The organism is Mesorhizobium caraganae, from assembly GCF_016836705.1.
Lineage (GTDB): Bacteria > Pseudomonadota > Alphaproteobacteria > Rhizobiales > Rhizobiaceae > Mesorhizobium > Mesorhizobium caraganae.
In genome coordinates this window covers 1,412,138-1,433,257 of sequence record NZ_JAFCGY010000001.1, presented here as the reverse complement: position 1 = coordinate 1,433,257, position 21,120 = coordinate 1,412,138, and the positions used below count along the sequence as shown (strand labels likewise).

The following is a 21,120-nucleotide window of genomic DNA, read 5'->3' as shown; positions in this document are numbered from 1 at the left end:
GTACCGATCTCAACGGGCCACTTTTTAACTATCCGTTAGGGTTAACAGAATATTTCTGGGGGAGTGAAGACGGCCACGCAATGGCCGCGCGCAGGAATGGAGAGCCCCGTGCCGATGCCTACCGACCGCAGGATGAACGTCAAGGGCAAACGGCTGGTCACCACGGCGTTGCTGATGGCGCTCGCGGCCGGTGTTGCCGGGTGCGGAACCAGCAAGCTCACGACCGGCTCGATCGGGCGCACCAGCGGCAAACCGCTGGAAACCATGTCGGCCAACGAGTTGCACAGCGCGACCACGCGGCTTGGCGAATCCTACGCAAAAAATCCCAACGACAAACGGCTGGCGACAAATTTTGCGGCGGCGCTGCAGATGGACGGCGATGCCGACCAGTCGCTTGCCGTGATGCGCAAGCTGGCGATCGCCTACCCCAAGGATCGCGACGTGCTCGCCGCCTATGGCAAGGCGCTCGCCGCCAACGGCCAGTTCGAGTCCGCGCTCGACGCGGTGCGCCGGGCGCAGACACCGGAATATCCGGACTGGCGGCTGATGTCGGCCGAGGCTGCCATCCTCGACCAGATCGGCCAGAAAGATGAAGCGCGCCAGGATTACCGCAAGGCGCTGGACCTCAAGCCAAACGAGCCGTCGATCCTTTCCAATCTCGGCATGTCCTATGTGCTGGAAGGCGATCTGCGAACCGCCGAGACCTATATGCGCTCGGCCGCCCAGCAACCGAACGCCGACAGCCGGGTGCGCCAGAATCTGGCGCTGGTCGTGGGACTTCAGGGCCGTTTCGACGAGGCCGAGAAGATCGCCTCGCAGGAGCTTTCGCCCGAACAGGCGCAAGCCAATGTGGCCTACCTTCGTCAGATGCTTGCCCAGCAGAACGCGTGGAGCCAGCTCAAGGATCAGGACAAGGGCAAGCCGGCGACCAACTGAGCGCCGAATACACCTCCAAAATCCATCCACATCAAAGCTGAAAATCCAAGAGCCGCATTGCATCGGCAACGCGGCTCTTTCGCATGGCTGCAACGAAGCCTACTGGCTCGAGGAATTGTGCTGGTCACCGAAGATGCCGCGCTGGCTGACCTGCATGCCGGCCGGTCCAAGAATGATGGCGAACAACACCGGCAGGAAAAACAGGATCATCGGCACGGTGAGCTTCGGCGGCAGGGCGGCGGCCTTCTTCTCGGCCGCATTCATGCGCATGTCGCGACTTTCCGATGCCAGCACGCGCAATGCGTGCGCAACGGGCGTGCCGTAACGCTCGGCCTGGACCAGCGCCTGGGACACCGACTTCACCGATTCCAGGCCGGTACGAGCCGCGAGGTTTTCATAAGCCTGCTTGCGCTCCTGCAGATAAGAGAGTTCGGCATTGGTCAGCACGAACTCCTCCGCCAACGCCACCGACTGCGAGCCGATCTCATCGGCGACCCTGCGCATTGCAGCCTCTACCGACATGCCCGACTCGACGCAGATCAGCATCAGGTCGAGCGCATCCGGCCACGCCCGCTGGATCGACTGCTTGCGCTTGGCGGCACGGTTGTTGACGTAAAGGATCGGCGCGTAGAAACCGGCATAGGCGACAAGGATGCAGACGAACAGCTTCACGAAAGCCGGCCGGTCCGGCAGCCCGCCGAGCACGAACAGATAGATCGCCGCCAGCGCGAAACCGACAAAGGGCAGGACCAGGCGGAAAAACAGGAAGCGCGTCAGCGGGTTCTGGCCACGAAAGCCCGCCACTTTGAGCTTCTGCAGCGTGCCTTCATCGGCCAGCGCACGCCGCAGGTCCAGCCTGTCGACGATGTTGCGCATGCCGACAGACTGTTCCTCGCGCAGGCCCTTGCGGCGGCGGTCGGCTTCGTCGGCCAGCCGCGCGCGCTGCTTGGCGCGCAGTTCGTCACGCTCCAGCGCGACCGATTTCATGCGCGCCTTGAGCTGATCGCCGCCCAAGGCCGGCAGCAGCGTGAAGACGGTCGCGAACACCGCGATGCCGACCAGCAATGCGATCAGGAAGGCAGGATCGGTCAGCGATTTGACGACTTGGTCTGTCATTCGTTTTCAGTCTTTTCGTTCGAGCTTTCCGAAGTCGGGCCTAAACCTCAAAGTTCATCATCTTGCGCATCACCAGAATGCCGATCGACATCCAGACGCCGGAACAGCCGAGGATCAGATTGCCGGTGCTGGTGGTGAACAACGGCATGATGTAATTCGGGCTCGACAGGTAGACGAGAAGGGCGACGACAAAAGGCAGCGCGCCGATGATGACGGCCGAGGCCTTCGCTTCCATCGACAGCGCCTGGACCTTGGCCTTCATCTTCTTGCGATCGCGAAGCACGCGCGAAAGGTTGCCCAGCGCCTCGGAGAGATTGCCGCCGGCCTGCGACTGGATCTGGATGACGATGCCGAAGAAGCTTGCCTCGCTGCATGGCATGGTTTCGGCCATGCGCAAGGTGGCATCGGGGATGGACATGCCAACCTGCTGTGAATCGACGATGCGGCGGAACTCGGTCTTGACCGGCTCCGGCGATTCATTGGCGATCAGGCGAATGGCGTCGTTGAGCGGCAGGCCGGACTTGACGGCGCGCACTATGATATCGAGGGCGTTGGGAAATTCGTTGAGGAACGCCTTGACCCGGCGCGCGCGGCGAAGCGAGACGAACCAGCGGGGCAGGCCGAGCGCGCCGGCCAGCAGCGCGCCTGGCAAGACCAGCAGCGGCGCACCGGCGAAATAGGCAAGCGCCGTCAGCGCGATGCCGCAAACGAGGGAGTACAGATAGAAACGCTCTATCGAGACCTGCATACCGGCCTGACGGAGCTGGGCCTTCAGCGGCGGCTTGTTGACAACGCGTTCGGTGGTCTTCTGCTTTTCGTCGAGCTGTTTCAGTGAATCCTGGATGGATTTGCGCCGCTTGGCCGTCTCCGCGACACGGTCGCGTGAAGCCTTGACGACCGAACGATCGGTCTCGGCGGCTTTGATCGTCTCGAGCCGCTTGCCGGCCTGCTTCTCGTTGTTCATCTGGGTGAACAGGAAGGCATAGGCGACCGCGCCGGCGCTGAAGCCGGCGAGCACGATGAACGCCAGTACGGTGGTGTCAATTCCGAACATCAACCTTGGTCCCTAGCGCATTTCGCCGTTTCAAAGAAACGGCGACCCGTCCTATCTCTTTGTTTTGACGCAATTCCGGACGGAAAACCGCTTCACACTTTTCCTGGAATTGCTTCCAACCTCCAGATGCGTCAGTCAGCGCGTTTCTCCATCGATTCCAGCGCATTGGCGAGGCGCTGTTCCTCGCCATAGTAGCGGGCGCGATCCCAAAAATGCGGACGGCCAATGCCGGTCGACACATGCTCGCCCAGCAGCCTGCCGTTCGAGTCCTCGCCCTTGATGTTATAGAGCACGAGATCCTGCGTGATGATGACGTCGCCTTCCATGCCGATCACCTCGGTGATGTGGGTGATGCGGCGCGACCCGTCGCGAAGGCGTGCTGCCTGGATGATGACATCGATGGAGCCGACGACGATTTCGCGCACGGTCTTCTGCGGCAGTGAATAGCCGCCCATGGCGATCATCGATTCGATACGGTTCAGGCATTCGCGCGGGCTGTTGGAGTGGATCGTTCCCATCGAACCGTCATGGCCGGTGTTCATCGCCTGTAGCAGGTCGAAGACCTCCGGTCCGCGCACTTCGCCGACGATGATGCGTTCGGGCCGCATGCGCAGGCAGTTCTTGACCAGGTCGCGCATGGTCACCTCGCCTTCGCCCTCGAGATTGGGCGGGCGGGTTTCGAGACGCACCACATGCGGCTGCTGCAGTTGCAGTTCGGCCGAGTCCTCGCAGGTGATGACGCGTTCCTCGCGGTCGATATAGTTGGTCAGGCAGTTGAGCAGCGTCGTCTTGCCGGAGCCGGTACCGCCGGAGATGACGATGTTGCAGCGGACGCGGCCGATGATCTTGAGGATCTCGGCGCCCTGCGGCGAGATGGCGCCGAACTTGACCAGCTGATCGAGCGTCAGCTTGTCCTTCTTGAACTTACGGATGGTGAGCGCTGTGCCGTCGATGGACAGCGGCGGGGCGATGACGTTGACGCGGGAACCGTCGGGTAGGCGGGCGTCGCAGATCGGGCTCGATTCGTCGACGCGGCGGCCAACCTGGCTGACGATGCGCTGGCAGATGTTGAGCAGTTGCTGATTGTCGCGGAAGCGAATGCCGGTCTGTTCGACCTTGCCGTTGACTTCGATGTAGACGTTCTTGGAGCCGTTGACCATGATGTCGGCGATGTCGTCGCGAGCAAGCAACGGCTCCAGCGGGCCGTAGCCCAGCACGTCGTTGCAGATGTCTTCGAGCAGCTCTTCCTGCTCGGCAATCGACATTGCGAAATTTTTGATGGCGATGATGTCGTTGACGATATCGCGGATTTCCTCGCGCGCGCTCTCGGGATCGAGCTTGGCGAGCTGCGACAGGTCGATGGTGTCGATAAGCGCGGAGAAGACCTGGCTCTTGGTGTCGTAGTAGGTCTCGCTGCGTTCGCGCTGGACCTTTCTTGCCGGCTCCGGCGCCATCGGCGGCGCCTCAACAGCGCGGCGAGCGGGTGGCATTGCCGGCGCAGCAGACGGCGACGCTGCGGCGGGCCGGGAAAGAACGGCCGTGTCCGCGGGCTTTGCAGCCGCCGGCGCCGCGGGCGAGGGTGCTGGCTGACGGAATTCCGGGATGGACCGGCTGCCGTCGTCGGAGCCTCTTTTACCAAACATGATCGACTACCAATTCCGCTTGAGAAGCGTCATTTCTTGTTACGCGAGAGCTTGCCGAGCAGGCCGCCAAGGCCTGCCTTCTTCTTGGCCTTGATTTCGCTGCGACCGGTCAGCACATGCGCGATTTCATTGATCATCCCGACGACCGGGCTCTTGGCATCCATCTCGCCCAGCATGCGGCCGTTGTTGGCGGCGTTTCCAAACAGCAACGGGTCGAAGGCGATCACCGACATCGGCGTGATGCCGAGCGGCTCGGCGAAGTCGGAAGCTGATATTTCGGGTCGTTTCGGCACCCCGGCCTGATTGATGATGAGCTTCGGCGGCGCATCGTTCGGGCGAAGCCGCGTCAGCATATCGACCATATTCTTGGTGTTGCGCAGATTGGCCAGTTCCGGTGTCGCCGTGATGACGATCTCGTCGGCCTTCATCAGTGTGTTCTTGGTCCAGCCGGTCCAGACATGGGGGACGTCGAGCACCAGCAGCGGCACGCTGCGCTGCGCGGTGTCGATGAGTTGTGTGAAGGCCTCGGGATCGAAGTCGTAGACCCGCTCCAGAGTGGAGGGCGCAGCAAGCAACGACAGATGCTCGGCGCACTGGGCAAGCAACCGGTCAAGATAGACCTCGTCGACGCGTTCGGGCGAAAACACGGCTTCGGCGATGCCTTGCGCCGGGTCCTGGTCGAAATTTATGTTGGCCGTCCCGAAAGCCAGGTCGAGATCGGCGACGACCACTTCCGACTTGAACAGCGATGACATCGCCCACGCCACATTGTGGGCAATGGTCGAGGAGCCGACACCACCCTTGGCGCCAATGAAGGCGAGCGAGCGGCCGATCGGCTCGGCTTCCGGATCGACGAAGATCGACGACACCACGGAGACGACATCGGCCATCGACACCGGCGCGATGACATATTCGGAAATACCGAAGCGGATAAGTTCGCGGTAAAGCCCGACATCGTTGTAGTGGCCGATCACCACGACTTTCGAGGAGGGATCGCAATATTCTGAAAGCTGGGCAAGCTGCTCCAGCAATTGCTTCGGTTCGCTGCGCGATTCCAGCAGGATCAGGTTCGGCGTGGGAGCCGACTGGTAGAATTCGATCGCCGTGGCGATGCCGCCCATATGCACTTTCAGATGCGCCTTCGCCATGCGGCGATCCTCGCCGGCTCGCTCCACCGGATGCGCGACACCTTCGGTCTCGCAAAATGCCTGGATCGAAATACGCGGGACCGGCCGCAGCGCCTGCATCGCGGCAATATCTGATTGCGAGCTGTCGCCGCCGTCTACGGGCGCGTCGTAGGCAAGATTGCTCATCGTCATGCTCTTTCCGTGACTTCTCTTTCCGGTCTCCACGCGGGACTGGCGCTCCTAGTACGTCACTTCCGAATTGCCGAGGAACTCGTCCGAAATACCCCTACCGCGATAGACGTCGATCACCGCACCGCGGTTCTCGGCGTCGATATCGGTCGACTTTCTTGGCCCCAGCAGATCGGCCGGATTGGCGAGCTGCGCGGCGAGGTTGTTCTGAGACGAGCAGCCGTAATCGGCGTAGTGCTTGTTTTCCGAGGTCTCGAACAAGTCCTCGGGCCAGCGCCCGCATTTGTCGGTCTGGGCTCTCACCGAAATATAGGAGACGCGGATAGGCGCCGAGGCTTCCGGGGAAACTGACTGATAGGAGGTAACGACGATCCGGTTTCGCTTGATGCCGCTGGCAATCGCCAGCCTGGCGAAATCGCGCGCCGCGGCAGTCGCTGCCACCTCGTTGGCCGAGCCGATCGGGGTCGCGATCGTCAGCGCCGGGGCAGCGCTCTTGTCGTAGCCGTCGAGGAAGCCCAGAAGCGTGTCGCGTTGCGAGCCGGTCATGCCGCGATCACCGGCGCCGACCGGAAGGTCGATCTTCTGGTTCTTCTCGGCAATGACGATCGGATGCGTGGTGCGATAGTCATCGGGGATTGCCCCAACCGTGATGCTGTCGCGCTTGGCGCAACCGGCGAGCGAGGCCGCGATCGCGATCGCCAGGATCGGTATTGCCGATCGGCGGATCCGGGCACCACCGGACCGCACTGTTGCGGCGACCGCCATTGCCTTCGATGCTGACTGAGACATGTCCGCTCCCCGCTTACTTGTAGATGAAGCCGACAACGCCGTGGTAGCGGCCGTTGGGCTTGTCGGTCTGCATGGTGCCGTAGACGCGGTTGACGCGGCCAAGGAACATGGCCGGGCCATCGCCGGCGGCGTTGAAATTGTCGTCCGGCTTGGCCAGGTCGTTGCGCGCCACCGGCCGCGCCAGATAGGGCGTGATGATGATCACCAGCTCGCTTTCGTTGCGGACGAAATCGCGGCTGCGGAACAACGTGCCGAGCACCGGGATCTTGGCAAGGCCGGGCAGACCCGAGACTGCCTGGCGGACGTCGTCGCGAACCAGGCCGGCGATCATCATCGAGCCGCCTGACGGCAATTCGACGGTGGTGTCGGCAAGCCTCTTGCGGATCGACAGGAGCGTCGTGCCGGGCAAGTTGGCGGCGCCCTCCAGGGTGGTCGCACCTTCCATGGTCGGCTCCGACACGGAGGTCCTGACCTTGAGGCTGATCCGGCCCGCCGACAGCACAACGGGCTGGAACTCGAGGCCTATGCCGTATTCGAGCTTTTCGTTGGTGTAGGTTACCTGGCCGGTCTGGTTGTCGGTCGAAACGTTGCTCGTACGTGCGGTGATAAGATTGAATTCGCCGCCGGCCCTGAACGTTGCCTTCTCGCCCGAAACCGCCGTGAGGGTCGGTTCGGCAAGCGTCTTCATGACGCCGCTTTGCTCCATGGCGTTGATGTAGGCTTGAAGGCCATTGCCTTTCCCGTCACCCAGCAGATTCAACCCCGAATTCTGCGAAATCGGTTTGCCCAGCCCGTAGTTGGCCGAACTCAGCGCACCGTAGGAAATGCCGTCAATGCTGCCGTTGCCGACCATATTGACGCCGAGCTGCTTCATCACCGAGCGGCTGACTTCGGCCACGGTCACCTTCAGCGTCACCTGATCGTCGCCGATGATCTGCAGCAGGTTGACGATCTTCGAGACCCGGCGTTCGGCATCCGGATTGTTGATGTCGACGCCGCCATTGGCATTGCCACCGGCCGCGGTCTGCGAGTACTGGCCGGTCGTCGCTTCACCGCCGGACACGAAGATGGTTGCCAGATCGACGGCGCGCTTGGCATCGAGCGGCGTATCCACCGTGCCGGTCAGGACGACGTTGTCGTTCAGCAACTCGACCTTGATGTCGGCCGTCGGCAGGAAGCGCTTGAGATAGTCGTCCAACCCGGCGACGTCGCGTTCGACGGCCAGATCCAGACTGACGATCTGCTCGCCATTGGGACCGAAGACGAAGATGTTGGTTTCGCCCACTGCCTTGCCGAACAGATAGATGCGCCTTGCCGTGCGCGTCACCGCATCGGCGACTGCGGGGTTGGCAACAAGAATGTCGTAGGCGTCGCTTGGCAGGTCGATGACCACCGATTTGTTGAGGCCGAGCTTAACGCGTTGCGTGGCCGTCGAAGCCGTGACCCCGGCCCTCTGGCCGGCGGCTTTGGCCTCGAGGAGGCCACTTGCATGGGCTCCGAGGAAAAGCAGGCCGATTGCCGCAGCCATGGTGACCGGCAGTTTAGCGATTAACCTCATTTCCTTGCCCCTACTTCGGAAACTTCGCCCGATTTGATCAACCGCACCGTTCCGCGCCGCCCATTGCCGGAAACGAGGTAGTCGGCTTCATCCGTACCTTTTTCCTTGTTGTCGGTGATTGAGCGCAGCGCCAGCGTCAGGCGATCGGCCATCTGCTGGGCGACAGTGATGATCTCGGCCTGCTGCGGCGTGAGCTCCAGCGTCGCCGTCTGTCCGACCCTGGTCTTCTTGCCTTCCTCGTCCTCCTGGATGGTCTGGTCGATCGCCAGGACCCGGATGTTCTTGAGGATGGTTTCTGTGGTGAATCCGCTGCCGGCGTTTCCGGTGTCGGATCTGCGGGTCATGATGACGTCGACAAAATCGTTGGGCAGGATAAAGCCGCCTGCCGACGTATCGGCCGAGATCGCAGTGGCGACAGCCCGCATGCCGCTGGGCAGGATCGACGACATGAAGCTCTGCCCCTCGCCGATCAGCTTGGAGCGCCGCAGCGGCTCACCGGTGTACATCGCGACGCGGGCGACGGAGCCTTTCAGCTTGTCCAGCGCGTCGGGTTCGACGGCTCGGGTGATGAAATTCGCGTTGATCCCTTCGGCCGGCCAGGACTCCCAGCTGATGTTGTTCTCAAGCGGACTGCCCATGGCGACGTCGCCGGAAAGCACGAGCACGTCCTGCAAGGCGATTGCAGGCGCCTGAGGCGCGTCGACGACGACCTGTTGGGGCGGCGAGACCGCCACCATGTTCTTGGCAACGTAACCTGCACCACCTGCCGCAGCCACCGCCACGCCCAGAATGATCAGTCGGGATGCTGGCATCTGTCCGAACCCTCGCCTTTAGGCAAACCACCTAGCCAGGCCGGACTTTGCAGCGGCAATCGTCAAAACAAGGTTAATGTAATGCTTACGATCGTGATTAATTTAAGGTTTACATAAATTAGATGCATCCAACGCCGCGACAAACAAAAAGGCGGCCAAGCCGCCTCTTTTCATCGATGCCGGAGCGGCAAAGAGGATCGCTGTATCAGGTCGCCAGCCTTGCCAGTGCCCATACCATCAAAGGTGAATCCGGATAGGTCAGCAGCCCGCCAATGCCGAGCGCAATGCCGTAGGGAACGCCAGTCGTGTCGTCGGCGAAATGGCGCAGGAACGGATTGTGGCTGGTATAAGTCGCCAGCGGCGATTTCCGATAGAGAAGGATGGCGAGCGTCAGCAGGCCACCGATGAACGTCGAGATCACGAGGTACTCGACAAGGTGAGGGTTGAACCCCATCCAGACGGCGGTGCCGGCGAGCAGCTTGGCGTCGCCGCCGCCCATGCCGCCAAGCGCAAACAGACCGAACGTCACGGCCAGCACCAGGGCGCCGGCAGCGAAATGCCAGCCATAGGTTGCCCAGTCCATGCCCGTCAGCGGCGCAACCAGGGTAAACACCGCCAGCAGCAACACCGGTACGCGGTTGGCGATCGTCATCGACAGCATGTCGGAGATCGCGGCAAAGAGCATGCAGAAGGGAAAGACGACGAAGATCAGGGCTTCAAGCATCGCGTGGCGCCTTGGTCAAATTGTATCGGCTTCAGCCTAGACAGGTTCGATTAACGATTGATGAGGCAGCGATCTCAAATCGCCTGATGTCGCTTGCAAACTCTGGATTCAGATCCCGCGCATCCCAAGAATGAAACAAGGGCCGCAGAAGCGGCCCTTGTTCTGAAACAACGACGGGATGTCGCTATTAGTTCGAACCGCTCACGGCTTCGGCGATCTTGTTGAACTTGACACCCAAGGCGTTGCCGAGCGAACCAGCACCGACCATGATGGCAAGCGCGATGAGAGCGGCGATCAGACCGTATTCGATGGCGGTCGCGCCGGACTCGTCCTTCACGAAACGTGCGATGAGATTAGACATTCGAGAGCTCCTACTCCACGTGTTACAGCACTTCCGTCAACTTCTGTGGTGGTTGATCGGATGCTGCCAATCTAGGGAGAAGCCCTTTCAATCGGCTTAATAAACAGCCTTACCGATTCCTTTCGCGCGTCGAACAGCTTGCGTGGTTAACCGTAAACTAAACGCCGGACAGCGGCTCGCCTGCCCCATGAAAACGCCGCGAAAGCTGGGACTTCAGGGCTGTCGGCAGGGACACTCTTTATATTAGCCAGTGATGTTAGCCAGTGGCAAAATGCGCGCGGATATCCCGGGCCTGGCTACCAGCTTAACCGTTGGTTCACCAATCTCGTTCATGTTCCGTTGAACAAGTCTGCCGCCGTGGAGCGCCTCGATGACCGCCATGAAATCGTCATTCCTGCTTGCCGCGCTTCTCGCCGTCCCGGCTATTGTGCTGCCGGCCAAGGCCGGAGCCGGCATCGAAGTGACGATGAACCAGGCCAAGATCGTCAAACTGACACGCCCAGCCGACACCATCGTGGTCGGCAATCCGGCGATTGCCGACGCCTCCGTCCAGGATGCATCGACGATCGTGCTGACGGGCAAGGGGTTCGGCGTCACCAATCTGGTTGTCCTCGACCAGGAGGGCAGCCCAATCATCGACGAGCAGGTGACGGTGGTGCGCCAGGACGCGTCGTCGGTGCGTATCTACAGGCGCGCTTCGGTACAGACCATGTCCTGCACGCCCTATTGCGAGAGCTCGTTCAAGAGCGAGTCGGAGAAGGCCTCCGAAGCCGAAATGAGCGCCGGCCAGTAAGCGCCTGGGCTGCTACCAGTTTCCCGAAATTTTGCTTCGGTTAGCGGCGGGTTAATGCCTTCCCGTCGAATTTAACGGTCATCCAAACCGGACCTCAATGGGTTCTCGCTAATGTTGCTGACGGTACCGCATCAGGATCGGCAGGGACGTGACATGGGCGACGTTTTGGACGGGCGTTTAGACGAGGATTCAGGACGCGAGATCGCGAAGGGCAAGGCTGGACGCGTAACGTTTACCCGCCGCTTCCTTGGCGATCGTCGCGGCAGCACGGCGATGGAATTCGCCATGCTGGCGATCCCGTTTGCGCTTCTCGTCTTCGCCATCCTCGAGAGCTGCATTTCATTTGCCGGACAGGAGGTGATGGCCAACATCACCGACGACGTCGCCCGCCAGGTGCGCACCGGCCAGCTGAAGCCGGCCGACCTGACCGGAACCAAGCTCCGGGACCTCATCTGCACCAGACTGGAGATCATGGTCGCCAAGACCTGTCCCGGACTGCTGGTGGATCTGCGCGAATATCCGACCTTTGCCGATGCCGCCACGGCTGGCTTCAAGATCGTCAATGGCGAGATCGTGCTGACGCAAGGCACGAATTCGATGAGCTTCGCCGTAACGCCGGGCCTGGCGGAAACGAAGAATATGCTGCGGGTCTTCTACAAATGGCCGGTCATGACCGATTTCATGGCCAAATCGATGGCCAATCTGAAAGACGGCAACACGCTGCATTTCGCATCGGTGACCTGGCAGAACGAACCGTTCGACGACTGAGAACGCAGCGTTATTTTGGCTTAAAGGGAAACGGGCATGTATCGTGCGGGGGCGCATCAGGGGTTTTCGAGTATCTGGGCAAGAGCGATGCGATTCTGCTCGGATCGCCGCGGCGTCGCGGCCATCGAGTTCGCCTTCATCGTGCCCGTGCTGCTGGTCATGTATTTCGTGACCATGGAGGCCTCGCAGGCCATAGAGACCAGCAAAAAGGTCAGCCGTATCGGCTCCATGGTTGCGGATCTGATCACGCAGCAGCAGACAATCATGGCCGCCGATATCGATGCGATCATGAAGATCGGCACCTCGACCTTGCAGCCCTACAACCGCTCAACGCCAAACATCATCGTCACGGCGATACAGATGACGGACGAGGCCTCGCCCACGGCAGAAGTAGTGTGGTCGCGCAAGGTGGTGAACGGCACCTATTCCGCCGACGCTAAGAAGGACGACCCAACCACGGTGCCCGCTACGCTTAGGATCAGGAACACTTTCCTTATCCGTGTCGAAAGCCAGCTCGGCTACCAGCCCATCATTGCATGGGACGCCGACAATGCGAAACGGGTTGGATTGACCAGCTCCTTCTTCAGCACCATCAACATGGGCGAGACCTATTACCTCAGGCCGCGCCGGAGCACGACGATCCCCTGCGGCAACTGCTGAGCGCCGGATCATTGGCCGCTGCTGTCCGACAGCAGGCGCACAATGGCTGTTGCCATCGCATAGTCGCCAGCGGCGGCTGATGTGAAGCCGCCGGAATGTTTCGATTCCACGAAATCGTAGACTTCCGGCGACTGCGACCTGAGATTGGTGAGGAAGACGGTCAGCCGGCGTTTGGCTTCGGGGTCGAGGTCGCTGCGGACGGCGTGGGGACCGTATCTGAGCATACCCGAGGTCCAGATGATCTGGAGCGCGGCTTTTGGAATCCCCGCCGCCTCAAGCCGCGCCGCCGTGCCGTCGGGGTCAGCCGGCTGATCGCCGGCAATCGCCGTCCGGTTTTCCGCCGCGGCCCGCTCCCAGCCGAACATCGCATCGGCCTGGCCATCGACCAGCATCGCTTCGGCAGCGGCGGCCGAGCCGGCATGAGTGAGGAATGGCGCATCCTGGCTGATCTTGACGCCATCGGCGGCCAGCCCGGCGAGCGGCAGAAGAAAACCGCCGACATTATCGGAAGGCGCCATGGCGATGCGGTGCGTTTGCATGGCTGCAAGATCGGGAAGCTTGCTGTCGCGGGTCAAAAGCACGGAGCGGATGCCGGTGGCGCCGTCGGCATCGACCGGCGCCACCAGAGGTTCGACGCAACCGCAGCGCTCCAAGGCGGTGGCGTAGGCGGTCGCCGAATAGACCGCGTACTGAATCCGGGCAGTGGCCTGTGCCTCGATCAGCGCCGCATAGTCATGCGCGACGACAAATTCCACCTTCATGCCGAGCGCCTTGCCGTAGGCGTCTGTCAGCAAGGCCAGACCCGGAACCGTTTTGCCTGCGCCCGGCTCGGCAACGATGCCGATCCGAAACGTCCCGATCTGGTCGCGCCAGTCGGCGTGCACGGCCTGCGGCAAGGCCAGCAACGCCACGCTGGTCGCCAATGCCCACCAACCCGGCCCTATGGCGAGATCCGCCCGTGTCATCGTTTCATGCCTCTTACCGCCGTTCCTCGAAGCGCGCCGCATCCCGCAAGGATGCGTACACCGCGCCTGCCCGCCGTCGCGACTATTGCGCCAAGCCGTTGCCGCCTGGTTTCCGATTTGCCAATGCCGCGACGGGACCTTATGTCTGGTCCCCCAGACTGGCAATGACGGCACCGATGGCGCGCGCTTTCCTCTTCGTTCTCGATTCTTTCGGCATTGGCGGCGCCGCCGATGCCGAACGCTATGGCGATGCCGGCTCGAACACATTCGGACATATCGCCCAGGCCTGCGCGGAAGGCCGCGCCGATCGCGAAGGCCTGCGCAAGGGACCGCTTCTGGTGCCCAACATGGTTTCACTCGGTCTAGCCCGCGCCGCGCACACTGCGACCGGCTTCCGGTTCGACAGCAAGGCCGACGCCGTTTCGGCCTCCGCCTTCCACGGCGCCGCGCAGGAGATCTCGAGCGGCAAGGATACGCCGTCGGGCCACTGGGAAATCGCCGGCCTGCCTGTGCGCTTCGACTGGGGCTATTTCCCCGATACGGTGCCCGCCTTCCCTTCCGAACTGACCGAAGCGATGATCCGCGAAGGCAACGTGCCGGGCATCCTCGGCAATTGCCATGCGCCGGGCACGGAGATCATCGAACGCTTCGGCGAGGAGCATATCCGCACCGGCAAGCCGATCTGCTACACCTCGGTCGATTCCGTCCTGCAGATAGCAGCGCACGAGGTGCATTTCGGCCTGGACCGTCTCTACGAGTTCTGCAAGACGGTGCGCCGGCTGGTCGACCCGCTGAAAATCGGACGGGTGATCGCACGGCCCTTCCTTGGCGAAACATCCGCCACCTTCGAGCGCACCTACAACCGCCATGACTACGCCGTGCCGCCGCCCGAGCCGACGCTGCTCGACCGCTTGACCGGGCGCGGCAGCCGGGTGATCGCGGTCGGCAAGATCGGCGACATCTTCGCCCACCGCGGCATCTCGGAAGTGCGCAAGGCGCCCGGCAACATGGCAATGTTCGACAAGGCGCTGGGCGCGATGGACGATGCCGGCGACGGCGACCTGGTGTTCGCTAATTTCGTCGACTTCGACACCGAATTCGGCCACCGTCGCGACGTCGCCGGCTATGCGGCGGCGCTCGAAGCCTTCGACCGCCGGCTGCCCGAGGCGCTGGTGAAACTGAAGCCGGGCGATCTGCTGATCCTCACCGCCGACCACGGCAACGACCCGACATGGCGCGGCACCGACCACACGCGTGAACGCATTCCGGTCATCGGCACCGCACCGGGTCTCACGGGCGGCGACATTGGGCTCAGGACGACCTTCGCCGATATCGGTGAAACCGTGGCCGAACACCTCGCGCTGGGGCAAGGCCGACACGGTACCTCCTTCCATGCGACGATAGGCGGCCATGCCTGAGCTGCCCGAGGTCGAAACGGTCCGGCGTGGCCTGCAGCCGGTTCTGGAAGGCGCGCGCATCGTGCGCGTCGAGGTACGCCGGCCCGATCTCAGATTTCCGTTTCCGGTGAAATTTGCGCAGCGGCTGACCGGCAAGACCATCACCGCGCTTGGCCGCCGCGCCAAATATCTGACCATGCATCTGGACGGCGGCCCGGTTCTGATCTGCCATCTCGGCATGTCGGGCTCGTTCCGTATCGAAACCGCTGATGACAGCGCGACGCCAGGCAAGTTCCATCACGAGCGCTCGAAGGATGCCAAGCACGACCATGTCGTGTTCCACCTCGTGTCGCCAGCCGCCGTCCAATCTCGCGTGGTCTTCAACGACCCGCGCCGCTTCGGCTTCATGCTGTTTGCGGAAGGACTGGCCGACGCGCACCCGATGCTGGCGGGACTGGGCATCGAGCCGACCGGCAACGCGCTGGACGGCGCCCTGCTCGCTTCGCTGCTGAAGGGCCGCAGATCGCCGTTGAAGGCGGCGCTGCTCGACCAGAAGCTGATCGCCGGGCTCGGCAACATTTATGTCTCGGAGGCGCTATGGCGCGCCGGCCTGTCGCCAATGCGCGAGGCAGGCACTATCGCCGGGGCCGGCAAGAAGGCCAAGGAGCAGAGCGAACGACTGGCGGAAGCGATCCGTTCAGTGATTGCCGACGCGATCGCCGCCGGCGGGTCGTCGCTGCGCGACTATGTGCACACAGACGGGTCGCTGGGCTATTTCCAGCATTCCTTCGCGGTCTACGATCGCGAGGGCGAGCCCTGCCCGACGCCCGGCTGCCGCGGCCACATCGAGCGCGTCGTGCAAAGCGGCCGCTCGACCTTCTATTGCCGGACCTGTCAGCGGTGAGCTAGAGCGGCTCACCGTTTCACGGAAACCGCGACCCGTTCTAGCTATTGTTTTGACGCAATTCCCAAGGGAAAGCGCTATGCGCTTTTCCCGGGAAAACCGCTCACACTTTTCCTGGAATTGCTCTAGACCGATCGCTTCAATGCCGGAACGAGGAGGCGAGCCCATGAGTTATGAAACCATCATCGTGGAGACGCGCGGCAAGGTCGGCCTGATCACGCTGAACCGGCCCAAGGCGCTCAACGCGCTGAACGCCCAGGTGCTGGCGGACATATTGGTGGCAGCAAAGGGGTTCGATGCCGATCCGGGCATCGGCGCCATGGTCATCACCGGTTCCGAGAAGGCCTTTGCGGCGGGCGCCGACATCAAGGAAATGCAGACCATCGCCTACGCCGACGCCTATGTCCGGGATCTTTTCGTCGGCTGGGAGGAATTCACACGCACGCGCAAGCCGATGATCGCGGCGGTCGCCGGCTATGCGCTGGGCGGCGGCTGTGAGCTGGCGATGATGTGCGATTTTATCATTGCCGCCGACACGGCAAAATTCGGCCAGCCCGAAATAACGCTTGGCGTCATTCCCGGCATGGGCGGGTCGCAACGGCTCACCCGCTTCGTCGGCAAGTCGAAGGCGATGGACATGTGCCTGACCGGACGGATGATGGATGCCGCGGAGGCCGAGCGGAGCGGCCTGGCGTCGCGCGTTGTGCCGGCTGGGGAACTGGTCGACGAAGCGCTGAAGGCCGCAGCCAGGATCGCTGAATTTTCGCTGCCCTCGGTGATGATGGCCAAGGAGGCCGTCAACCGCGCCTACGAGACGACGCTGGCCGAGGGGTTACGCTTCGAACGCCGGCTGTTTCACTCGCTGTTTGCGCTCGACGACCAGAAGGAAGGCATGGCGGCCTTTGCCGAGAAACGGAAGCCGAATTTCACCAACCGCTAGCGTCAACGCGTTAGAGCATGATGCCGCGACAAACGGTTTCCGTTCGTCCGAGAAAAACGGCTTCACCCCTTTCGGCATCGGGCTCTGGCGGCGGAGGCCAAAAAGAAGCCAAAGCGGCGTTGACGTGCCGGGAAAGCTGAACTATAAGCCGCTCCAACCGAGGCGGCCGTTGGCTGCCCGTTTGTTTTTTGCGCCCTGCGGCATCCCGCATGCGCTCACCAGATCAGAAGAGAGGCACCATGGCCAATACCTCCTCGGCCAAAAAGGCAACGCGCAAGATCGCCCGCCGCGCAGCGATCAACAAGAACCGCCGCTCGCGCGTGCGTACCTATGTCCGCCAGGTCGAAGAGGCACTGGCTGCCGGCGACAAGGCAGCCGCGCTGGAAGCCTTCAAGACCGCAGAGCCGGAATTGATGCGCGCCGCGACCAAGGGCGTGATCCACAAGAATACGGCATCGCGCAAGGTGTCGCGTCTGGCTCACCGCCTCAAGGTGCTGTCGGCCTGATCGACCGTTCCTGAACTGTCGTTCTTTTCAACCCGGCCAATCGCGCCGGGTTTTTTCGTTTGCCGGCAAGCACTTAAAAAGAATGCCCGCAAAGCGCGCCCCGGCCCGCATTCCAGAGTTCGGAATGCTTTGCCGGCACATACACTCCCAATGATATTCCAATCCGCCGAAACGGCCCACGCCAATAAATTCGATTGTCACAAATTACTGATATTTTTCAATGGCTTGCTGGAAGTGATCCACAGCTTGTTCACATCGCCTGTGGGCGACAGGCGGCAAGTTGGTGTCAAGCGAATTATTTCAGAAAATTTCAAACCGCACAGCCATTTTCATATTCGCGGCAAAAGGGTTTGAATCACAATGGCTTTGTCAAAATCTGTGGTTCCAGAACGGGACCCGAGCCCTTCATCAGCAACCAGATTCCTTAAAAATCCGTTAGACGTGGCCTTGCCCTATCCACAGCGATTTCGGTAATGTCTGTCCATCGAAAGGGACGGGCCCTTAGCCCTTAACCCAGCCTGAATCGGCCAGCTCACAGTGGCAGAATTCATGACGCGGAGCAATTCCGCGAACGGGTATGGTTTGTCTTTTCGATGCGGTAGGGGACTGGCGTAATTTGTACATGGCAGGTTGATGGCGCACCGGCGTTTTCGCCGGGTGGCACCGCTCTGCCCGAACATGTCAGACGGACTGGCTTTAAGCAGCCGGACCGATCCCTTGCTGACGAGGCAACGTCATCCGCCGGCGGCGGCGGTGGTGTTGTAGCGAAGATACGGTCGTCGGAAACATGGGTGCAGGAGGCGCACTCCCGGCGGAAAAAAGGTACAAAGGAAAAGGGACGCAATCATCATGCAGAGCGGCATCGAGCGGGAGCTTTCGGGCGACCTGCCATTTCCTGGAACATTGGTCGGAGCACACGACGTGGCGACTTCCAGCGACGCGGAACAGAAGTTCGACCGGGTCAAGGCCCAGTTGAAGGCGCGTCTGGGAACCGAGGTCTATTCGAGCTGGTTCGGGCGGATGAAGGTGGCGGAGGCTTCCCGGGGCATTGTACGCATCTCTGTGCCCACGGCCTTCCTGCGCTCGTGGATCAATGGTCACTATCTCGATCTCATCGCCGATCTGTGGAAGCACGAAGACCCCGAGGTCCTGAAAATCGAGATCGTCGTGCGCACCGCGACCCGTCCGGCCCGCAATGGCGTCGAGCCCGAAGCCGTGCCTGCGCGCAAGATGACCAAGCAGACGCAGACCGCACTGGCGGCCGGCACGGCGGGTCCAGGCCGGGTGGAGCGGGCGCCCGCCCCTCGCCCCGGCACGCCGATCGAGGCCGAGTTCCGGCACAATGTGCTGGGGTCGCCGCTTGATCCACGCTACACGTTCGGCTCCTTTATTGAAGGCCCGTCGAACCGGGTGGCCTTCGCTGCCGCCAAAGCCGTGGCGGAATCGCAGTCGAGCGCGGTGCGCTTCAATCCGCTGTTCCTCCATGCCACCGTCGGTCTTGGCAAGACGCACCTTTTGCAGGCGATCGCAGCCGAGTCGCTCAAACAGAACCCGAAGTCGCGCGTCGTCTACCTGACGGCCGAGTATTTCATGTGGCGCTTCGCCACCGCGATCCGCGACAACAATGCGCTTACGCTGAAGGAACAGCTGCGCGACATCGACCTGTTGATCATCGACGACATGCAGTTCCTGCAGGGCAAGTCGATCCAGCATGAATTCTGCCATCTCATCAACATGCTGCTCGACAGCGCCAAGCAGGTGGTGGTTGCTGCCGACAGGCCGCCGTCGGAACTGGAATCGCTGGAGCCGCGCGTGCGTTCGCGCCTCAATGGTGGTGTCGCGCTCGAAATGTCGGCGCCGGACTTCGCCATGCGCATCGGCATGCTCAAGCTGCGGCTTGCCACCGCCAAAGTCGACGATGCCTCACTCAATATTTCGGAGGAGATCCTCAACCATGTCGCCCGCACGGTGACCGGGAGCGGGCGTGAACTGGAAGGCGCGTTCAATCAGCTGCTGTTCCGTCAGTCGTTCGAGCCGGCGATCACCATCGACCGCATCGACGAAATCCTCGGCCATATCTATCGCTCGGGCGAGCCGAAGCGGGTGCGCATCGAGGACATCCAGCGCATCGTGGCGCGCCATTACAATGTGTCGAAGACAGAGCTTCTGTCCAACCGGCGCACGCGCACCATCGTCAAGCCGCGGCAGGTCGCCATGTACCTGTCGAAGGTGATGACGCCGCGTTCGCTGCCGGAGATCGGCAGGCGTTTCGGCGGTCGCGATCACACCACGGTGCTGCATGCCGTGCGAAAGATCGAGGACCTTTCCGGCGTCGACAATACGCTGGCGCAGGAGCTGGAACTGTTGCGCAGGCTGATCAACGACCAGGCCTGAGCGGCGAGGCAAACAGAGCGCGCCGGGTTTAGAGTATTCGGTCGGCGCGCTTTAAATTTCTTGTTTGATGCATGTCGTTGTCCCAAAACCGCTGCGCACTTTTGGGCGACATAGTCCTTTTTGATGCATGTCGTTGTCCCAAAACCGCTGCGCACTTTTGGGCGGCATGCATAGGTTGGCGGCCATTGCCCGCTTTATCCCCAGAAAGCCCGCGTAACCGGCGCGAACCGGTGGCGCGGGCTTGCGTTTAACGGCTTTTTCCTGTCAGTTTGCATAGATTCTGAGCCTGTTCAGACCTTTCGCGGGGCGCCGCCCACTGGTGACCCGTTCATTCATTCAAGCGAGCCTGTTTCGTCATGCGTGTTATCCTGGAACGGTCAAATCTCCTGAAGTCGCTCAACCATGTTCATCGCGTGGTCGAACGGCGCAACACCATACCGATCCTGTCGAACGTGCTGCTCAGCGCCGAGGGCGCCAGCCTTGAAATGAAAGCCACCGACCTCGACCTCGAAGTAACCGAAGCGACACCTGCAAAGGTCGAGCGCGGCGGGGCGACGACGGTTCCGGCGCACCTGCTCTACGACATCGTGCGCAAACTGCCCGACGGCGCCGAGGTGATGCTGAAGACCGACGAGGACGGCAATGCCATGACGGTGACGTCGGGCCGCTCAAGCTTTCGCCTGCAATGCCTGCCGCAGTCCGATTTCCCCGAGCTTTCGGCCGGGTCGTTCTCGCACATCTTCCGGCTCGATTCCGTCGCCTTGAGAGGCCTGATCGAGAAGACGCAGTTCGCCATCTCCACCGAAGAGACGCGCTATTATCTGAACGGAATCTACCTGCACACCCATGAGACCGGCGGCAAGCTGAAGCTGCGCTCCGTGGCGACCGACGGCCACCGCCTGGCGCGCGCAGAGATCGACGCCCCGGCGGGTTCCGAAGGCATGCCGGGCATCATCATTCCGCGAAAGACGGTCAGCGAGTTGCAGAAGCTGGTCGATGATCCGGATGTCGCTGTCACCACCGAATTGTCCGACACCAAGATCCGCTTCACCATCGGCAGCGTGGTTTTGACCTCGAAGCTGATCGACGGCACCTTCCCGGACTATCAGCGGGTCATCCCGACCGGCAACGACAAGAAGCTGATCATTGATCGCCAGAGTTTTGCCGCCGCCGTCGACCGCGTCTCGACCATTTCCTCCGAACGCGGCCGCGCGGTGAAGCTTTCAATTACCGAGGGCCAGGTGACGCTTGCGGTGAACAATCCGGATTCTGGCAGCGCCACCGAGGAACTGGCCGCCGACTATTCGTCCGACCCGATCGAGATCGGCTTCAACGCCAAATATCTGCTCGACGTCGCCGCCCAGTTGACCGGCACGGAAGCGAAATTCATGCTGGCCGATGCCGGTTCGCCGACGCTGATCCACGACATGGCCGACGAAACCGCGCTCTACGTCCTGATGCCGATGCGGGTGTAGCCGCGCTGC

At 61.9% G+C, this 21,120-nt stretch carries 20 protein-coding genes; 10 read left to right on the top strand and 10 right to left on the bottom strand.

Annotated elements, in window-relative coordinates:
* The first annotated feature begins 114 nt into the window (after positions 1-114).
* On the top strand, positions 115-936 hold the full coding sequence (locus JQK88_RS06915; RefSeq protein ID WP_203277965.1) for a tetratricopeptide repeat protein: 822 nt from the start codon (positions 115-117) through the stop codon (positions 934-936).
* Between the two features lie 99 nt (positions 937-1,035).
* Here JQK88_RS06915 and JQK88_RS06910 read toward each other — a convergent pair whose 3' ends face one another.
* From JQK88_RS06910 to JQK88_RS06870, 9 genes are all read right to left on the bottom strand, one after another.
* Entirely contained in the window at positions 1,036-2,052 is a 1,017-nt protein-coding gene (locus tag JQK88_RS06910; protein ID WP_203277833.1) for a type II secretion system F family protein, read from the bottom strand.
* Between the two features lie 40 nt (positions 2,053-2,092).
* Positions 2,093-3,106: a type II secretion system F family protein gene (locus tag JQK88_RS06905; RefSeq protein ID WP_203277832.1), complete on the bottom strand. Its 1,014-nt coding sequence runs from the start codon at positions 3,104-3,106 to the stop codon at positions 2,093-2,095.
* Positions 3,107-3,237: 131 nt separating this feature from the next.
* Positions 3,238-4,749: a TadA family conjugal transfer-associated ATPase gene (locus JQK88_RS06900; protein WP_203277831.1), complete on the bottom strand. Its 1,512-nt coding sequence runs from the start codon at positions 4,747-4,749 to the stop codon at positions 3,238-3,240.
* Between the two features lie 29 nt (positions 4,750-4,778).
* Positions 4,779-6,062 carry a CpaE/TadZ family protein gene (locus tag JQK88_RS06895; RefSeq protein ID WP_376740382.1) on the bottom strand — a complete coding sequence of 428 codons (1,284 nt, stop codon included), beginning with the start codon at positions 6,060-6,062 and terminating at the stop codon, positions 4,779-4,781.
* 54 nt (positions 6,063-6,116) lie between these two features.
* Positions 6,117-6,854, bottom strand: a complete 738-nt coding sequence (locus tag JQK88_RS06890) for a CpaD family pilus assembly protein (RefSeq protein WP_192256885.1) — start codon at positions 6,852-6,854, stop codon at positions 6,117-6,119.
* Between the two features lie 13 nt (positions 6,855-6,867).
* Positions 6,868-8,412: a type II and III secretion system protein family protein gene (locus tag JQK88_RS06885; RefSeq protein ID WP_203277829.1), complete on the bottom strand. Its 1,545-nt coding sequence runs from the start codon at positions 8,410-8,412 to the stop codon at positions 6,868-6,870.
* Positions 8,409-9,224, bottom strand: a complete 816-nt coding sequence (gene cpaB, locus JQK88_RS06880) for a Flp pilus assembly protein CpaB (protein WP_203277828.1) — start codon at positions 9,222-9,224, stop codon at positions 8,409-8,411. The genes JQK88_RS06885 and cpaB overlap by 4 nt, the downstream gene beginning before the upstream one ends.
* Positions 9,225-9,429: 205 nt before the next feature.
* Positions 9,430-9,948, bottom strand: coding sequence for an A24 family peptidase (locus tag JQK88_RS06875; protein WP_203277827.1), 519 nt, complete (start codon positions 9,946-9,948; stop codon positions 9,430-9,432).
* Positions 9,949-10,135: 187 nt separating this feature from the next.
* Positions 10,136-10,309, bottom strand: a complete 174-nt coding sequence (locus JQK88_RS06870; protein WP_203277826.1) for a Flp family type IVb pilin — start codon at positions 10,307-10,309, stop codon at positions 10,136-10,138.
* A gap of 370 nt (positions 10,310-10,679) precedes the next feature.
* On the opposite strand from JQK88_RS06870, the gene JQK88_RS06865 reads away from it, so the two are divergent.
* The 3 genes from JQK88_RS06865 to JQK88_RS06855 all read left to right on the top strand — a co-directional run bounded on the left by JQK88_RS06865 (position 10,680) and on the right by JQK88_RS06855 (position 12,530).
* Positions 10,680-11,102 carry a pilus assembly protein N-terminal domain-containing protein gene (locus JQK88_RS06865; RefSeq protein WP_192250024.1) on the top strand — a complete coding sequence of 141 codons (423 nt, stop codon included), beginning with the start codon at positions 10,680-10,682 and terminating at the stop codon, positions 11,100-11,102.
* A gap of 153 nt (positions 11,103-11,255) precedes the next feature.
* A complete protein-coding gene (locus tag JQK88_RS06860) occupies positions 11,256-11,870 on the top strand; it encodes a TadE/TadG family type IV pilus assembly protein (protein ID WP_246501494.1) in 615 nt (204 codons plus the stop codon).
* Between the two features lie 36 nt (positions 11,871-11,906).
* The gene (locus tag JQK88_RS06855) at positions 11,907-12,530 is read left to right on the top strand and encodes a TadE/TadG family type IV pilus assembly protein (RefSeq protein ID WP_203277825.1); all 624 of its coding nucleotides are present in this window, start codon (positions 11,907-11,909) and stop codon (positions 12,528-12,530) included.
* An 8-nt stretch (positions 12,531-12,538) separates the two neighbouring features.
* On the opposite strand, the gene JQK88_RS06850 is transcribed toward JQK88_RS06855, so the two are convergent.
* Positions 12,539-13,495, bottom strand: coding sequence for a phosphate/phosphite/phosphonate ABC transporter substrate-binding protein (locus tag JQK88_RS06850; RefSeq protein ID WP_203277824.1), 957 nt, complete (start codon positions 13,493-13,495; stop codon positions 12,539-12,541).
* Positions 13,496-13,671: 176 nt separating this feature from the next.
* On the opposite strand from JQK88_RS06850, the gene JQK88_RS06845 reads away from it, so the two are divergent.
* The 6 genes from JQK88_RS06845 to dnaN all read left to right on the top strand — a co-directional run bounded on the left by JQK88_RS06845 (position 13,672) and on the right by dnaN (position 21,111).
* Complete coding sequence (locus JQK88_RS06845) at positions 13,672-14,913, top strand: phosphopentomutase (protein WP_203277964.1); 1,242 nt, start codon at positions 13,672-13,674, stop codon at positions 14,911-14,913.
* On the top strand, positions 14,906-15,796 hold the full coding sequence (gene mutM / locus JQK88_RS06840; RefSeq protein WP_203277823.1) for a bifunctional DNA-formamidopyrimidine glycosylase/DNA-(apurinic or apyrimidinic site) lyase: 891 nt from the start codon (positions 14,906-14,908) through the stop codon (positions 15,794-15,796). The genes JQK88_RS06845 and mutM overlap by 8 nt, the downstream gene beginning before the upstream one ends.
* Positions 15,797-15,962: 166 nt before the next feature.
* Positions 15,963-16,736 (top strand): enoyl-CoA hydratase, encoded by a 774-nt coding sequence (locus JQK88_RS06835; protein ID WP_192250016.1) that lies wholly within the window; start codon positions 15,963-15,965, stop codon positions 16,734-16,736.
* 239 nt (positions 16,737-16,975) lie between these two features.
* On the top strand, positions 16,976-17,242 hold the full coding sequence (gene rpsT / locus JQK88_RS06830; RefSeq protein ID WP_023681995.1) for a 30S ribosomal protein S20: 267 nt from the start codon (positions 16,976-16,978) through the stop codon (positions 17,240-17,242).
* An 849-nt stretch (positions 17,243-18,091) separates the two neighbouring features.
* Positions 18,092-19,636: a chromosomal replication initiator protein DnaA gene (gene dnaA / locus JQK88_RS06825; RefSeq protein ID WP_203277822.1), complete on the top strand. Its 1,545-nt coding sequence runs from the start codon at positions 18,092-18,094 to the stop codon at positions 19,634-19,636.
* A 356-nt stretch (positions 19,637-19,992) separates the two neighbouring features.
* Positions 19,993-21,111 carry a DNA polymerase III subunit beta gene (gene dnaN, locus JQK88_RS06820; protein ID WP_203277821.1) on the top strand — a complete coding sequence of 373 codons (1,119 nt, stop codon included), beginning with the start codon at positions 19,993-19,995 and terminating at the stop codon, positions 21,109-21,111.
* Positions 21,112-21,120: the final 9 nt, after the last annotated feature.

What these genes read in the sequence shown, in the direction of transcription:
- JQK88_RS06915 (WP_203277965.1), top strand. Translation starts at nt 115, where the DNA reads ATGCCTACCGACCGCAGGATGAACGTCAAGGGCAAACGGCTGGTCACC.
- JQK88_RS06910 (WP_203277833.1), bottom strand. Translation starts at nt 2,052, where the DNA reads ATGACAGACCAAGTCGTCAAATCGCTGACCGATCCTGCCTTCCTGATC.
- JQK88_RS06905 (WP_203277832.1), bottom strand. Translation starts at nt 3,106, where the DNA reads ATGTTCGGAATTGACACCACCGTACTGGCGTTCATCGTGCTCGCCGGC.
- JQK88_RS06900 (WP_203277831.1), bottom strand. Translation starts at nt 4,749, where the DNA reads ATGTTTGGTAAAAGAGGCTCCGACGACGGCAGCCGGTCCATCCCGGAA.
- JQK88_RS06895 (WP_376740382.1), bottom strand. Translation starts at nt 6,062, where the DNA reads ATGAGCAATCTTGCCTACGACGCGCCCGTAGACGGCGGCGACAGCTCG.
- JQK88_RS06890 (WP_192256885.1), bottom strand. Translation starts at nt 6,854, where the DNA reads ATGTCTCAGTCAGCATCGAAGGCAATGGCGGTCGCCGCAACAGTGCGG.
- JQK88_RS06885 (WP_203277829.1), bottom strand. Translation starts at nt 8,412, where the DNA reads ATGAGGTTAATCGCTAAACTGCCGGTCACCATGGCTGCGGCAATCGGC.
- cpaB (WP_203277828.1), bottom strand. Translation starts at nt 9,224, where the DNA reads ATGCCAGCATCCCGACTGATCATTCTGGGCGTGGCGGTGGCTGCGGCA.
- JQK88_RS06875 (WP_203277827.1), bottom strand. Translation starts at nt 9,948, where the DNA reads ATGCTTGAAGCCCTGATCTTCGTCGTCTTTCCCTTCTGCATGCTCTTT.
- JQK88_RS06870 (WP_203277826.1), bottom strand. Translation starts at nt 10,309, where the DNA reads ATGTCTAATCTCATCGCACGTTTCGTGAAGGACGAGTCCGGCGCGACC.
- JQK88_RS06865 (WP_192250024.1), top strand. Translation starts at nt 10,680, where the DNA reads ATGACCGCCATGAAATCGTCATTCCTGCTTGCCGCGCTTCTCGCCGTC.
- JQK88_RS06860 (WP_246501494.1), top strand. Translation starts at nt 11,256, where the DNA reads ATGGGCGACGTTTTGGACGGGCGTTTAGACGAGGATTCAGGACGCGAG.
- JQK88_RS06855 (WP_203277825.1), top strand. Translation starts at nt 11,907, where the DNA reads ATGTATCGTGCGGGGGCGCATCAGGGGTTTTCGAGTATCTGGGCAAGA.
- JQK88_RS06850 (WP_203277824.1), bottom strand. Translation starts at nt 13,495, where the DNA reads ATGACACGGGCGGATCTCGCCATAGGGCCGGGTTGGTGGGCATTGGCG.
- JQK88_RS06845 (WP_203277964.1), top strand. Translation starts at nt 13,672, where the DNA reads ATGGCGCGCGCTTTCCTCTTCGTTCTCGATTCTTTCGGCATTGGCGGC.
- mutM (WP_203277823.1), top strand. Translation starts at nt 14,906, where the DNA reads ATGCCTGAGCTGCCCGAGGTCGAAACGGTCCGGCGTGGCCTGCAGCCG.
- JQK88_RS06835 (WP_192250016.1), top strand. Translation starts at nt 15,963, where the DNA reads ATGAGTTATGAAACCATCATCGTGGAGACGCGCGGCAAGGTCGGCCTG.
- rpsT (WP_023681995.1), top strand. Translation starts at nt 16,976, where the DNA reads ATGGCCAATACCTCCTCGGCCAAAAAGGCAACGCGCAAGATCGCCCGC.
- dnaA (WP_203277822.1), top strand. Translation starts at nt 18,092, where the DNA reads ATGCAGAGCGGCATCGAGCGGGAGCTTTCGGGCGACCTGCCATTTCCT.
- dnaN (WP_203277821.1), top strand. Translation starts at nt 19,993, where the DNA reads ATGCGTGTTATCCTGGAACGGTCAAATCTCCTGAAGTCGCTCAACCAT.